Origin of the sequence: Chthonomonas sp., assembly GCA_016788425.1 — a bacterium.
Classification (GTDB): Bacteria; Armatimonadota; Fimbriimonadia; order Fimbriimonadales; family Fimbriimonadaceae; genus JAEURQ01.
This window is the reverse complement of record JAEURQ010000002.1, coordinates 231,327-244,669: the sequence shown is the minus strand read 5'-3', so window position 1 is coordinate 244,669 and position 13,343 is coordinate 231,327. Positions and strand designations below refer to the sequence as shown.

At 58.5% G+C, this 13,343-nt stretch carries 14 protein-coding genes; 4 read left to right on the top strand and 10 right to left on the bottom strand.

The window, feature by feature from the left end; translation table 11 throughout:
- Position 1 precedes the first annotated feature (1 nt).
- Both JNJ45_03045 and JNJ45_03040 read right to left on the bottom strand, forming a co-directional pair.
- Positions 2–1,681, bottom strand: coding sequence for a DUF1289 domain-containing protein (locus JNJ45_03045; GenBank protein ID MBL8047637.1), 1,680 nt, complete (start codon positions 1,679–1,681; stop codon positions 2–4).
- A gap of 18 nt (positions 1,682–1,699) precedes the next feature.
- Positions 1,700–2,566, bottom strand: coding sequence for a hypothetical protein (locus JNJ45_03040; protein ID MBL8047636.1), 867 nt, complete (start codon positions 2,564–2,566; stop codon positions 1,700–1,702).
- Between the two features lie 282 nt (positions 2,567–2,848).
- On the opposite strand from JNJ45_03040, the gene JNJ45_03035 reads away from it, so the two are divergent.
- Positions 2,849–3,490 (top strand): fibronectin type III domain-containing protein, encoded by a 642-nt coding sequence (locus JNJ45_03035; GenBank protein MBL8047635.1) that lies wholly within the window; start codon positions 2,849–2,851, stop codon positions 3,488–3,490.
- A 621-nt stretch (positions 3,491–4,111) separates the two neighbouring features.
- On the opposite strand, the gene atpG is transcribed toward JNJ45_03035, so the two are convergent.
- The 8 genes from atpG to JNJ45_02995 form a co-directional block, all read right to left on the bottom strand.
- The gene (gene atpG / locus JNJ45_03030) at positions 4,112–4,969 is read right to left on the bottom strand and encodes an ATP synthase F1 subunit gamma (GenBank protein ID MBL8047634.1); all 858 of its coding nucleotides are present in this window, start codon (positions 4,967–4,969) and stop codon (positions 4,112–4,114) included.
- Between the two features lie 9 nt (positions 4,970–4,978).
- The gene (locus JNJ45_03025; protein MBL8047633.1) at positions 4,979–6,523 is read right to left on the bottom strand and encodes a F0F1 ATP synthase subunit alpha; all 1,545 of its coding nucleotides are present in this window, start codon (positions 6,521–6,523) and stop codon (positions 4,979–4,981) included.
- 8 nt (positions 6,524–6,531) lie between these two features.
- Positions 6,532–7,083: an ATP synthase F1 subunit delta gene (gene atpH / locus JNJ45_03020; GenBank protein ID MBL8047632.1), complete on the bottom strand. Its 552-nt coding sequence runs from the start codon at positions 7,081–7,083 to the stop codon at positions 6,532–6,534.
- A complete protein-coding gene (atpF, locus tag JNJ45_03015; protein MBL8047631.1) occupies positions 7,083–7,721 on the bottom strand; it encodes a F0F1 ATP synthase subunit B in 639 nt (212 codons plus the stop codon). The genes atpH and atpF overlap by 1 nt, the downstream gene beginning before the upstream one ends.
- Before the next feature lie 62 nt (positions 7,722–7,783).
- Positions 7,784–7,990: an ATP synthase F0 subunit C gene (locus tag JNJ45_03010; protein ID MBL8047630.1), complete on the bottom strand. Its 207-nt coding sequence runs from the start codon at positions 7,988–7,990 to the stop codon at positions 7,784–7,786.
- A 57-nt stretch (positions 7,991–8,047) separates the two neighbouring features.
- Positions 8,048–8,797 (bottom strand): F0F1 ATP synthase subunit A, encoded by a 750-nt coding sequence (locus tag JNJ45_03005; GenBank protein MBL8047629.1) that lies wholly within the window; start codon positions 8,795–8,797, stop codon positions 8,048–8,050.
- 21 nt (positions 8,798–8,818) lie between these two features.
- The gene (locus JNJ45_03000) at positions 8,819–9,160 is read right to left on the bottom strand and encodes a hypothetical protein (protein ID MBL8047628.1); all 342 of its coding nucleotides are present in this window, start codon (positions 9,158–9,160) and stop codon (positions 8,819–8,821) included.
- Between the two features lie 17 nt (positions 9,161–9,177).
- Positions 9,178–9,657: a hypothetical protein gene (locus JNJ45_02995; GenBank protein MBL8047627.1), complete on the bottom strand. Its 480-nt coding sequence runs from the start codon at positions 9,655–9,657 to the stop codon at positions 9,178–9,180.
- 19 nt (positions 9,658–9,676) lie between these two features.
- On the opposite strand from JNJ45_02995, the gene recG reads away from it, so the two are divergent.
- From recG to JNJ45_02980, 3 genes are read left to right on the top strand one after another with little or no spacing between them, the layout of a single operon-like run.
- Positions 9,677–11,812, top strand: coding sequence for an ATP-dependent DNA helicase RecG (recG, locus tag JNJ45_02990; protein ID MBL8047626.1), 2,136 nt, complete (start codon positions 9,677–9,679; stop codon positions 11,810–11,812).
- Between the two features lie 14 nt (positions 11,813–11,826).
- A complete protein-coding gene (locus tag JNJ45_02985) occupies positions 11,827–12,309 on the top strand; it encodes a cytidine/deoxycytidylate deaminase family protein (GenBank protein MBL8047625.1) in 483 nt (160 codons plus the stop codon).
- Positions 12,306–13,334 (top strand): undecaprenyl/decaprenyl-phosphate alpha-N-acetylglucosaminyl 1-phosphate transferase, encoded by a 1,029-nt coding sequence (locus JNJ45_02980; protein ID MBL8047624.1) that lies wholly within the window; start codon positions 12,306–12,308, stop codon positions 13,332–13,334. The genes JNJ45_02985 and JNJ45_02980 overlap by 4 nt, the downstream gene beginning before the upstream one ends.
- Positions 13,335–13,343 lie beyond the last annotated feature (9 nt).

Genomic DNA, 13,343 nt, shown 5'->3' with positions numbered 1-13,343 from the left:
CTTAGCTCAGGCCGTAGATTTCGCGGTACTTGGCATGCAGATTCGACACGTAGTCATCGGCGCCAATCGGCTTACCCGTCACATGTTGCACCAAATTCTTAGGCGACATGCTGCGACCCTTGGCATAAATGTGCTCGCGCAACCAGTTATGAATCGGGGCAAAGTTGCCTTGCGCCATCAGCTCATCCGGATTCGGAATGTCCTTCTTCATGGCGGTCCAGAATTGGTAGCTCAGCAAGTTACCCATCGAGTAAGTCGGGAAGTATCCGATGCTGCCCATGGACCAGTGCACATCTTGCAAACAGCCGTTCTTATCGCTATCCGGAGTAACGCCTAAATACTCTTCGTATTTTGCGTTCCAGGCGTGCGGAAGATCGAGAATCGCGAGCTTGCCGGTGAGGATATCGCATTCGATTTCGAAGCGAATCATGACGTGCAAGTTATAGGTTAACTCGTCCGCTTCCACGCGAATGAGCGAAGGCTCGACCTTGTTGATCATGCGGTAGAAGTCGTTGAGGCTGTAGTTGCTCATCGACGGGAACGCGGCTTGCAGATCGGGCAACGCCCACTGCCAAAACGCCTTGCTGCGGCCAACAATGTTTTCCCACGTTCGGCTTTGGCTTTCGTGGACGCCCAACGAGGTGCCGCCGGCGAGCGGCGTGCGGTCCCACTTGGTCGGCGAGCCTTGCTCGTACATGCCGTGACCCGCCTCGTGCAGCGAACCGAAGATTGCGGAGCCCAGATAATCCTTGTAGCGCGTTGTCAGGCGCACGTCGTTGACCGACCAACCCGTGCAGAACGGGTGCGGCGCGGTATCGAGGCGGCCACGATTGTAGTCGTAACCAATGGCCGTGGTGATTTTGACGCTGAAATCGCGCTGAGCGGCTTCGTCCCAGTTGCCGTAGAACGCGGAGTCGTCAACGGGCTTTCCGTTCTCCTTGATCTCGCGCACCAGTTGCACAGTCGGCGCTTTCAACGTTTCGAACATGCGCGTGCAATCGGCGGCGGTTGCGCCTTCTTCGTATTGATCCAAAAGCGCGTCGTAGATGTTATCGGTGTAGCCCAGATACTCGGCTTCTTCTTTGGCGATATCAAACATCTGCTGCAGTACAGGTGCGAATCCGGCAAAGTTGTTATCTGCGCGAGCTTCCACCCACTTTTCGTGAGCTATACTCGCTAACTCGCTTTTGCGACCGACAAGTTCTGAGGGAATCTTCGTGCTTAGGTCGAGGTCGCGTTTGGCAACTTTCACCATCACGCCTTCTTCGCTCATCGGATCCACTTCGCCACCGGCTTGGTCGATCAGTTTGCCGGTTTTCTCGTCCGTAAAAATCTCGTGCGCCATGCGACTGAGGATTCCGACGTGGGCGGCGCGCGCCTCGCTTCCTCCGCGCGGCATCAGCACCTGCTGATCCCAATCCATGATATTGATCGCGGCGTGCAGCGCGTTCACTTCGAACAAGCGATCTTTCAGCTTTTCAACAGTTGACATAGGGTCAAGGATACCGCTTGGCGGGCTGCCGGGTTCCAAAATGATGCGCCAGCGTTCCTCGTCGCTTAAGCCCGTCCAAGCCGCGATCTGTCGCCCGGTGCGCTTGCACCCCGAACACCGCAACGACTCATCGATGCCGCAATGGAGGATGCAAGGCGACGGCGCCGGAAGCGGCGGCTGGTGCGGCATCCTCCGATTTTGAACGCTTTACTTACGTCGTCGCAGCAGCAGCGCGCCAAACGCAATCGCCACCATCGAGCTTGGCTCAGGCGCGAGCACCATTCCCGGGCGCGCACTTGAATATCCAATGCCGCTGAGCGTAGTCGTACTTACTGTGGTAAGGCCGAGGCTGGGCGTTAGGCCCAAGTCAGTTATGCGATACTCGCTGACCGATGCATCACGACCCACGGCATAAAAGCCGGTATGGTGAGCAACGATGTGGATTGCACTTGTGAAGTCGTATCCACTCAAGTTGGCGGCCACAAACTGACTAGGCGTACCGCCTAGTCCAAGTACGATTTGAACACTTGCCGAACTTGCCGTTTGAGAGACATAGTAAGCGCTCGTCGCGCCCGATCGCACCAATTGGCTCACACGAGTGATTGAGGAAAGCGTCGGTCCGCTCTGTGTTGACGTGAAACCAATTGTTGCCCAGGTGTGGAAGTTCACTTGCCCTGCGGTAATCGATAAGCCGAAGCCACTATTGGTTCCAAATCGCATAAAGGATTGTACATTGGCAACGCCAATATTCGGACCAGCGTTATAGGCCGCTGAAGACGGGGTAATGGTGTCAAGAAAAGAACTCGAGGAACTCGCATAGAGAACATCAAAATTTCCGGCCGCGCTATTGTACATCGAGTACTTGGAAAGACCGAACGACGCATTAAAAGCCAACCGTTCGCCCGAACTGTAGTCGTAGATGGCGGTCGAACCTCCGCGCAAGGCGAGCACGGTGCCGTTGGACGGATTCACCTCAAGGTCGGTTGAACTGGAACCAAGACCAAACGAACCCATGTAGACGCTATTCACCGGATCGTAGCGGTGGATCTTGCCGTTGGAACCGGGCAGGAGCATAAGGTCGAAACTGGCATAGCTAGCGCCAGCACAAAGCAACACAAGAACGGAGACACTCGTTCGCATGCCCCTATTATAGGGGAAAGGCGCAAAAAGTGGTCACATTTTCGAGCAAAGACCGATAATTGTGCGAGCGAAGTCGCAACCGCTTGCCAAAGGTTGTGGTTCTGCCGCAAACTTGAGCGACCCCATCCTCATCTCTTCACGCAAAATCCCGATTTCTCGCGCAAACTTCCCCATTTCTAGCGAAAAGTGTGGAATCCCTTCCGTGGAGTTATCAAGATGAACCTATCTTCTTTTGTCACGCAAGCCGATGCCCCTCTGGTCAGCTCGGCCGAGTTTGCCGCCAACACCATCGGCGCCGCGCCCGGCATTTTTGGCCTCACCGCTGGTGGAGCCTCTGCCATCAACACGGCTTCGGCCCTGCTCAGCACGCGCTACGACGAATATCTCGCGGCGAAATCTGCGTTCGATTCCGCCGTGAAGGCAAAGGCCTCCGCGCGGGACAATTTCGCGAACGTGTTTACCACTTATCTGCAACAAAGTTACGCAAATCCCGCCGTCACTGATGCCGCGTTGGCGAGCATTGGGCTCGATTCGCGTCCTTCGCGCACCGTTCGCCCCGTGCGTCAGCCGCTGGAATTGGTGGTCACTCCGAGCACAAATGGCTACATTGCGGCCAAATGGAAGCGCAATCAGAACACCACCGCGACGACGTTTGTGCTGGAGCAACTGAGCGCCGACAACCAGTGGGAGGTCATTTGGGTCGGCACGCGCATCCGCGTGGAGCTGACCGGTTTCACCCCGGGCGTGCGCGAAACGTTCCGCGTGTACGCCACGAAGGCCGACCAAAATAGCGCGCCGAGCAACACGTACACCATCTACGAAAACGGCGGCAACGGCGAGATTCAACTCGCCGCGTAAGCTGGCGATCCATCCACCTAACGCAAAATAGCGCGAGACTTGTGTAAGTCTCGCGCTATTCTTTTTTGGTAGATTGCTTTTGCTTAGCCGGGGGCCTTAAGGTAGACACGCGTGGATGGATCCATCCCGTGTTCTGTTTCCACCATCTCCCCAAACTCATCCTCAAAATGACAGAGAATTGAGCGGGGATCACGTGGATCTTGACTGAACATGAGTGTTCTTAACTTGCCTGCCGGGTCAAACCGTGCCTGAAAAGACAGGTGGTGACCTGGGTTTGCGTTAACAATGCGGTAGATCTTGGTTCCTTCACCGGGTTTCGGCAGAAACACAAGAATCAGAATGGTTAGTCGAGGCACTCCATAGAAGCGAGCTCCTTGGCCGGCCAAAGGTCTATGCTGATTGATACCAGCGGGTTGATAGAGAAAGAGATTTTCTTCTTCATTTTAGAATACAAGGGGCTACTCGCACCCCATAAAGCCCTGAAACGAGCCAGATCGGACTGGGTACCCTTGTGGGCACCTAGTATACCAGAAGAATACAGACAAAATTCTAATACGACGGAGGACAAAGTCACCGCGTCGTACTGCTGGCATCAGCCTCGGCCCAAGCCTCAGATAGAAACTAGCCCTTGAGCGCTTCGGCGCCGCCGACGACTTCCAGAATCTGGGTCGTGATCGCGGCTTGGCGTTCGCGGTTGGCCACCAGAGTCAGATCGTTGATCATCTTGCCGGCGTTGTCCGTGGCGGCGGTCATCGCGCTCATCCGGGCGCCGTGCTCGCTGGCCGTGGCCTCGAGCAGAGCCTGGAACGTGAGCGTAAACACGTAGCGCGGCAGCAGCGTTTGCAGCAATCCTTCGGGCGAGGGCTCGAATTCGTACTCTTTGCTGGCAGCCTTGCCCTCTTGCGCAGGCGGCTCAATCGGCAGCAGTTGCATGACGGTCGGGACTTGGCGAATCGCCGAATAGAACTTGCTGTAGATCACGTAGATCGCGTCCACTTCGCCGGTGGTGAACATTTCCACCGCCTTCTTCACGACCGTATCGGCGCAAGTTGTCTTGGCGCCGCTCGTCGGCAAAGCGTAGTTGAACACCACGTTCACGCCGCGCTTGCCAAAGAACTGGCCACCCTTCTTGCCAACCGAAAGCAGGTCAATCGGATGTTGCGAATTCTTCACAAAATCCGCCGCCTTACGGATGAGGTTGGTGTTGTAACCACCCGCCAATCCGCGCTCGGCGGTGATGAGGATGAGGCCGACGCGCTTGACCGGGCGCTTTTCGAGCAGCTCATGCGAAGGTAGCGAGCCCGCCGAGCTGATGCTGGCCATGAATTCATGGAGCTTATCGGCGTAGGGGCGCGATTCCAGCACGCGATCTTGCGCTTTCTTAAGGCGTGCGGCGGCGACAAGCTTCATCGCTCGCGTGATCTGGCGAATATTCTTCGCCGACCGGATTCGCTGTCGAATTTCCTTGAGTGTCGCCATAGCTTGTGGTTAGCTGAGTCCCTTTTCCTTCTTGAAGGCGCTGACCGCTTCGGCGTAGGCCGTCTTCAGCTTGGCTTCGACGTCACCGCTCAGCTCGTTCTTCGCGTTGATTTCTTCCACGGCGTCCGGATACTTATCCTTGAGGAACGCGAGCAGGAAGGTTTCGAAGTTGGCGATTTGATCGAGCGGGAGATCGTCGAGGAATCCGTTGGTACCGGCAAAAATCGAAAGAACTTGGTCGGTGTTGCTGTACGGCTTGCTGAGACCCTGCTTAAGAAGCTCGGTAAGGCGTTGGCCGCGGAGCAACTGCATCTGCGTGGCGCGGTCGAGGTCGCTGGCGAACTGCGCGAAGGCAGCCACGTCGCGGTACTGAGCCATTTCGAGCTTCAGCTTCCCGGCGACTTGCTTCATCGCCTTCACCTGGGCGTTCCCACCCACGCGGCTGACCGAGATCCCGACGTTGATGGCGGGGCGGACACCGGCGAGGAAGAGGTCCGGTTCGAGATAGATTTGACCGTCGGTAATCGAGATAACGTTGGTCGGGATGTACGCCGAAACGTCGCCCGATTGGGTTTCGATAACCGGCAGCGCGGTGAGCGAACCACCACCGAGCTCATCGCTGAGCTTGGCGGCGCGCTCGAGCAAGCGGCTGTGCAGGTAGAAAACGTCGCCGGGGAACGCTTCGCGTCCGGGCGGTCGTCGCAGAAGCAGCGACAGCGCGCGGTAGGCGGCGGCGTGCTTGGTAAGGTCATCGTAAACCACAAGCGCGTGCATTCCGTTGTTGCGGAAGAACTCGCCGATGGCGGCTCCGGCGAACGGCGCGAGGTATTGCATGGCGTTCGAGTCGGAGGCCGAAGCGAGAACGACGATGGTGTATTCGAGGGCACCGGCTTCGCGGAGGGTTTCCACGACGCGGGCGACGTTGGCCATCTTTTGACCGACGGCAACGTAGATGCAGTAGACCGGAAGGCCACCCGGTTCGTGGGTGCGCTTCTGGTTAATAATCGTGTCGATACAAACCGAGGTCTTGCCGGTTTGGCGGTCGCCGATGACGAGTTCGCGTTGGCCGCGGCCGACGGGAATCATGGAGTCAACGGCCTTGATGCCGGTTTGCAGCGGCTGCTTAACGGGCTGTCGCTCGACAACGCCGGGGGCGATGACTTCGATACGGCTGCTGGATTCGGCGTTGATCGGACCCTTGTTGTCGACCGGTTGACCGAGCGAGTTGACGACGCGTCCGAGCAGACCCTTGCCGGTCGGGATTTCGATAATGCGGCCGGTTTCGCGGACCGTGTGACCTTCCTTAACGAGGGTTTCGTCGCCGATGATAACCGCACCGATCGAATCTTCTTCCAGGTTCAGAGCGAGGCCTTGAACGCCCGCTTCCGGGAATTCGAGCAGCTCACCCATTTGGCAGTCGGGGAGGCCGTAAATACGAGCGATCCCGTCACCCACCTGGAGAACGGTGCCGACGTGTTCGGTGTCTGTCTTGCGGTCGAACTTCGTAAGTTCTTGTTCAAGAATCGATGTAATTTCTTCGGGTCGGATAGCCATGGTTGCAGTTATCGTTGGTTCAGGAAGTCGTATTTCAGGGTCTCTCGCAGTCGGTTCAGGCCGCCGGTGACGGTGCCGTCAATGACGTACCCCCCGAGTTCGACCTTGACCCCGCCTTGCACTTTGGGTTCAATTTCGTAAGTTGCCGTCACCGACTTTTTGGTCGCGTCGGCAATCTTCTTTTCAATTCGTTGCTTTTGGTCGGCGGTGAGTTCGCGCGCCGAAACCACGTTGATGCTGAGCACGCGCTCATCTTCTTTGCGGAGAGCGTCGTAGGCATCGCGCAATTCGAGCAGCCCGCCTTCACGCTTCTTTTCCAGCATGAGCCGCAGCACTTGCATGGTGAGCGAGGTCACGCGGTCGGAGAACAACCGCTCCAGCAGACCCTGCTTTTGGTGGCGCGGCGTATCTTGGTCGCCGATGATCTTCGCGAGTCGCGGTTCACCTTGGATAGCACCGCCAATCGCGTTAAGGTCATCGCCCACGGCGCCTACCACCCCTTGCTTCTTGGCGGCATTAAAGAGCGCTTGAGCGTATCGGAGGGCGACGCGTTGGTCCATTAGAAGCTGGGCACCTCGGCCTTGTCGATGAATTCTTCGATAAGCTTGCGATCCGCTTCGGAATCGAGCTTCGCGCCAATTAACTTTTCGGTGGCGCTCATCGTGAGGTTCACGGTTTGGGTGCGGAGTTGGCTAACAACGCCAGCTCGCTGGGCCGAAATTTCATCCTCGGCCTTCTTCAGCATATCCGCCCGTTGGGCGGCCACTTCGGCTTGCATTTGCGCCCGAAGGTCCTGAGCTTTCTTAATCTCTTCTTGAATGGCGGCCCGAGCTTCACCTTCGGCTTTCGCCAGGCGGGTTTCGTAGTCGGCCTTCATCTGCGTCATTTCCGACCGCAGGCTTTCGGCTTCGCTAAACGTGCTTTCGAGGCGCGAGGTGCGCTCGTTGACAGCATCTTCCAGCGGCGTAACATAGAACGATTGGATTGCCGGGAAAACAATAAGGAAAACGCCAATGACGGCGATGGTAATCCCAAGGTCAATGGGGATCCCCATTTCCGACATCTTATGCGTGATGTCGTACAGCCCGTTGCCTGGCTCGTGTGCCATGTGCGAGAGCTTGAAGCCACCAACCGCCATCCCCACGCCCACAATGAGCTTGACGATGTATGGAATTCCAGAAGATTTTTGCGTTGCCATTTCAGAAACTGTTCAAAAAATTTAGGGAGGTTCCTTGGGTTGCCCCAAGGAACCGTGTCGGGTTAGCTACCCTTGAACGCGCCCGCGCCAACGAAGACGGTGAGCAGGAAGACGAGTTCGACGAACGCCATAGCGATAAGCATGGCGGTCTGCATTTTGCCGATGGCTTCGGGCTGGCGGCTCATGCCGTTCATAGCGCCGTTACCGATCATGCCGAGGCCGATGGCGACCCCGAGAGCTGCGAGTCCAAGTGCAATGGGAAGGTACATATTTTTTAGTCCTAATTTTCGTTTGAGTGTTGATATTTGCCCGAGGGCAAAAGCGATTTAATGGGCGTGAGCCTCGCCGTGATGTTCGTCGTGCGGCTCGTGGGTAACCAAGCTGATGTAGACGCAGGTGAGCAGGCAGAAGATAAGCGCCTGGACAACAACCGTGAGCATCTTCACGGGAATCAGCAGTTCACCCATGGGGAACGCGGAAGTGATCTGGTTCATTCCATGCACGGCCTCGTGACCGCCATGGATGTTTCCGTAGAGTCGGAGGCTGAGCGACACCATTTTCATGGTCTCCGAAACCAACTCGATAAAGAACAGCATCACGGAGATGAGGACAAGAGCGCCCCCGAGTTTCGGGCCCGCAAAGTGGCTGAAGTGGCCGATGAATCCATTCTGTTTGATGCCTTCCCACTGAACGTAGAAGATCGAAATGATCGCCATCCCAAGGTTGAAACTTAGCAGCGCGGTCGGCGAAGTCGGGAAGAACAGAGCCACCAAGTTGCTGATGAAGATGATGAGCCAAAAGGTAATGATGAACGGAACGTACTTGCGGCCATGCGAGCCAATGATGCTCACGCAAAGATTCTCAATAAAGAGGTAGAGCTGCTCCGACCAGTTGGCTAACCGCCCCTGGAAAACTCCGGGCCGGAAGCCTTTGCGGGCGACAGAGAGGAGTCCAAAGACCACCGCGAGCACGAGCCCAAAGTACACCATCGTGCCGATAAAGTTAACCGTAACCTTATGGCCCTCTTCTCCGCCCCCGGCGGCCAAAAACGTACTTAGTTGGCTGGTGATGTCCATACAGCAAAATGGGCGTTCTGGCTACGAATCTGCGGCCATCAACCACCCTATGACCGCAAAGTATACCCAAAGCAAACCCACTGCAAGGCCCATGCTGGCCGGATTTCCCCATTCAGATTGCAACCGGAAGCCCATGGCTATCGTAATGACTTTCAGGGCAAATGCCGTCATCATCACGATGGTCAGCCTCAGCTTTTCGGGACTGTTCTCGTTGCTTGTCGCCAAGAACTTTGCGTAGGCCTGGTACGTGATAAACGCTTGTCCTCCCGCAGCCATGCCGATGAGGCCGCCTGTCACGTACTCCAATCCCCGCACCGCAAGCACCGCCAGCACGATCCCGCTGCCCAAGATTAGCGCCGGCACCAAGCGGAAAAAGCGTCTCAATCCTTGTTCCCACGCGAAAGCACGACGAGCATGTAGGCAAACCCGCTAACGACGCCTACAAGGGTCATGACTTTGACCGCGTTTGGGCCGGGCCAGACGGTATTCTGCAGCATTAGTCCGATGAGAAAAAATCCGGCGGGCACGGCAAGAAATCCGTAAGCTGCCGCCATGCCGACGCTCGTCGCTTTCATATAAGCGCGCTGGCCCTCAGGGATTTCTCGCTCGCTTTGCAACGCCTGCTGCCCGGCAGTTCCCCGCTGGTGAATCTCGTCCAGTTTGTCAAAATCGGGCGGATCGGGAAGGTTGACTTTTCGCTCGCTCGCGGACGAGAGCAACGAATTGGCTTCTTCCTCTAGCGCATCGAGTCGCGTCTTCGGCGGGTCGAGCGGAGACCGCTCGGCGTCATCCAGCTTGGTTTCGAGCTCCCGGATTTCGGCGTCCAGCGCGTCATCAGGCGGCAGGCGGTCGTCATTCATACTTGAATTAAAGCACTAGATGGACGACTTTGCGCCCCAGGATCGCCTCGCGACTGAAATACAATATCTCAAAGGTGTCGGCCCCAAGTGGGCCGTCCCGCTGGGCAAGTTGGGTCTGCGCAAAGTCCGCGACGTGCTCTACCACTTCCCCCGCCGCTACGAAGACCGGCGCAATTTACCGCCGATTCGCCTACTCGTGCCCGGCGAAGTTGCGACCGTGCGGGGAGAAATCCGTCGCCTTGAAAGCCGCACGCTGCGCGGTGGTCGCGTGATCCTCACCGCCACGCTCACCGACGGCACCGGCGAGGTCACGCTCACCTGGTTCAACCAACCGTGGATTCGCAAAAAGCTGGACGGCGCCGAGGATGTGATCGCGTTCGGCATGGTACGCGAGAGCCGCGGCTCGCGCACGCTTGAGATTTCGGCCCCCGAGATTGAGCTTCCCGAAGACGAAGATGATGTTGAGGCGTTCGCCCGCCTCACGCCGGTCTATCCGAGTACCGAAGGCGTTCCGCAAACAGTGCTCCGCAAGGCCACCGATAGCGCGTTGCAGGGCTATATCTCTGCGGTGGCAGAGGCGCTGCCGCGTCAATGGCGACAACGCGCCAACCTCATCGGCATCCGCGAGGCGCTCACCCAAATTCACCGCCCGGATTCGGAGGACACGCGCCGTGCGGCCCGGCGGCGACTCGTGTTTGAGGAGTTCTTCTTTATGCAGTTGGCGCTGCAAATGCGGCGGCGAGAAACCCAGCAAGAAGTCGGAATCGGGTTCGATTGGGACGAGCCGAATCTCAGTGGCGGCGGCCTTTTTGCCGACGGCCAACGGATGGACATCCGCGATCAACTGGGCGTGATGCTGCCATTTGAACTCACGGGCGCGCAAAAGCGGGTGATTCAAGACGTTTGGAACGACATGCAGCGGCCCGCGCCGATGAACCGTTTGGTGCAGGGCGATGTGGGTTCCGGCAAGACCGCGGTGGCCGCCGCCGCAATGCTCGCCGCGGTTCGCGCGGGGTATCAAGCCGCGCTCATGGCGCCGACGGAAATCCTCGCCGAACAGCATTTCCTTAACTTGCAAGCGGTGTTCGATCGGGTGGGCATCAAAGTGGTGCTCCTTCACGGCAAGATGCCCGCACCGAAAAAACGCAAAGCGACTCAGCAAGCCGAGAACGGCGAGGCGCAGATTCTGGTCGGCACCCATGCGCTAGTTCAAGAGTCCGTCACATTCCACAAACTTGGCCTCGCCGTCGTGGACGAGCAGCACCGCTTTGGCGTGTTGCAACGAGCCGCCCTCCGGCAGAAGGGTCGCGAGAATCCTGACGTGCTGGTGATGACCGCGACCCCGATTCCGCGGACGCTCACCATGACGCTGTATGGCGACCTCGATGTGAGCATCATTGACGAGTTGCCGCCCGGCCGACGCCCGATCAAAACTCACTGGAAGCGGCCGCACGAACGCGACCAAGTCTATAGCGCGGTCCGGGACATCTTGACGCAAGGTCGGCAAGCCTACTTTGTGTGCCCGATGATCGCCGAGAGCGAGAAGCTTCAGGCGCAGGCAGCGGAAGAACTCTACGAACGGCTGCGGACGGAGCATTTCCCCGACTACCGCGTCGGCCTGCTCCACGGCAACATGAAAAGCGCCGAGAAGGAGGAGATCATGGGCGCGTTCCGCCGCCACGAACTCGACATTTTGGTCAGCACGGTCGTCATCGAAGTCGGCGTCGACGTGCCGAACGCCACGGTAATGACCATCGAAGATGCCAACCGGTTTGGCCTCGCCCAACTCCACCAGCTGCGTGGCCGCGTTGGGCGGGGCTCGTTCCAAAGCTACTGCATTCTCATCGCCGATGCCAAAACCGACGAGTCCATCACGCGCATGTCCACGATCCGCGATACAACCGACGGATTTAAGATCGCCGAAGTGGACCTGCAATTACGCGGCCCGGGTGACGTCGCGGGAACCCGGCAGTCGGGTCAGTTCGATTTCAAACTCGCTGACTTGGTGCAAGACACCAAGTTGCTCGAGGAATCACGCGCCTTGGCCATGGAGGTGTTGGAGCAAGACCCCGACCTCGCGCGCCCTGATCATGCGGTGATGCTCGAGCGCGTGCGCGAACGTCGCGCGATTCAAGCCGTGGCCGTCGTCTCTTAGGTCAAAATAACAGGATGACGGCGACGCGCCCCAGTTGGGATACCTACTTTATGGACATCGCCCACCTGGTCGCGACGCGCGCCACGTGTCCGCGACGCAGCGTCGGCGCGGTGATTGTACGGGACCGCCGCATTCTCTGCACGGGCTATAACGGCGCGCCGCGCGGCATGAGCCACTGTCCGCCGAACGGGCCGACCCACGAGTGGCCGGAGGGCTGCCTCCTCGCCGGCCATTGTCAGCGGGCGCTCCACGCCGAGCAAAACGCGCTACTGCAAGCGGCAATGATCGGCATTCCTTGCGCGGGGGCGACGATGTATGTGACTTGCCAGCCGTGCAATTCCTGCGCGAAAATGATCATCAATGCGGGCATCGAGCGCGTCATCTATGAAGGAGACTATCCCGACGCGTTCTCGCTGGAACTCTTCCGCGAGTCGGGTCTGGAAGTGCTTCGCTACATTAAAGGCTCGCCCGAACTGGAGCCGGTGCAACTGAGTTGAATTTTCTTGCCGCCACCGTTACCAATTCCCCGCTGCGCGGGTTCGGCACCGCCTTGCTTGCCGGAGCCATCGCCCTGGTCATCACCTGGGCGCTCACGCCGTGGGTGATGAAGCTCGCCATCGCCAAGGGGGCGGTGGACGACCCGACGCGCGACGACCGGCGCGTGCACACCAAGATCACGCCGCGCTGGGGCGGGTTTGCGATCTTCGCGGGAGCCCTGATCTCGGTGCTGATCTGCCTTCCGCTGCGCTGGCCGGTTCAGCCGTTCGCCCCGTGGGTCATCGGATTGCTAGGGCTGGGTGCGGTCATCACTTTGGCCGGCGCGGCTGATGACCTTCACCAGTTCTCCGCGAAGATTCAGATGGGCATCTTGCTGGCCGCGGGCGTGGCCGTGCAGTTCTTTGGCTCGGGCACCAACAAGGTGCAGGTTCAGGGCATTTCGTGGCCGATGTTCAGTGACGGCGCGCATTGGATCGCCTTCGCGCCGTACGTCGCCATTCCGCTGACCGCGGTTTACATCTTTGTCGTGACCAAGACGATGGACACGATTGACGGGATTGACGGCCTCGCCGCGGGGATCGCGGCCATCAGCGCGGCGACGCTCGCCATCGTCGGCGTGGGCGTGCAGCCGCGCGTGGCGCTCATTGCGGCGGCGGTCGCGGGCTCGGCCATCGGATTTTTGCGACACAACTATAACCCCGCTAAGATCTTCATGGGAACGGGTGGCGCCCAGTTCCTCGGCTTTACGCTCGCCTGCCTGAGCATTGTTGGCGCGATGAAAACCGCCGCCACCATCATGCTCATCATCCCCATCTTCGTGTTCGGCGTGCCGATCTTCGACGCCTTCTTCGTGGTCACCCGGCGACTGCTCAGCGGCCAGCCGATTACGGCTCCCGACAAGCGCCACCTGCACCACACGCTTCTGCGCAAGGGCCTCGATCAACGCCAAACCGTGCTTGTGCTCTATGCGGTGGCGGCGGTCCTCGGCGGCATCGTGGTGGTGGCCGCCCGAGCCTTGGGGTAACTTGAAGCG

Coding starts and splice junctions, on each gene's coding strand:
- JNJ45_03045 (MBL8047637.1), bottom strand. CDS start 1,681: ATGCCGCACCAGCCGCCGCTTCCGGCGCCGTCGCCTTGCATCCTCCAT.
- JNJ45_03040 (MBL8047636.1), bottom strand. CDS start 2,566: ATGCTCCTGCCCGGTTCCAACGGCAAGATCCACCGCTACGATCCGGTG.
- JNJ45_03035 (MBL8047635.1), top strand. CDS start 2,849: ATGAACCTATCTTCTTTTGTCACGCAAGCCGATGCCCCTCTGGTCAGC.
- atpG (MBL8047634.1), bottom strand. CDS start 4,969: ATGGCGACACTCAAGGAAATTCGACAGCGAATCCGGTCGGCGAAGAAT.
- JNJ45_03025 (MBL8047633.1), bottom strand. CDS start 6,523: ATGGCTATCCGACCCGAAGAAATTACATCGATTCTTGAACAAGAACTT.
- atpH (MBL8047632.1), bottom strand. CDS start 7,083: ATGGACCAACGCGTCGCCCTCCGATACGCTCAAGCGCTCTTTAATGCC.
- atpF (MBL8047631.1), bottom strand. CDS start 7,721: ATGGCAACGCAAAAATCTTCTGGAATTCCATACATCGTCAAGCTCATT.
- JNJ45_03010 (MBL8047630.1), bottom strand. CDS start 7,990: ATGTACCTTCCCATTGCACTTGGACTCGCAGCTCTCGGGGTCGCCATC.
- JNJ45_03005 (MBL8047629.1), bottom strand. CDS start 8,797: ATGGACATCACCAGCCAACTAAGTACGTTTTTGGCCGCCGGGGGCGGA.
- JNJ45_02995 (MBL8047627.1), bottom strand. CDS start 9,657: ATGAATGACGACCGCCTGCCGCCTGATGACGCGCTGGACGCCGAAATC.
- recG (MBL8047626.1), top strand. CDS start 9,677: ATGGACGACTTTGCGCCCCAGGATCGCCTCGCGACTGAAATACAATAT.
- JNJ45_02985 (MBL8047625.1), top strand. CDS start 11,827: ATGACGGCGACGCGCCCCAGTTGGGATACCTACTTTATGGACATCGCC.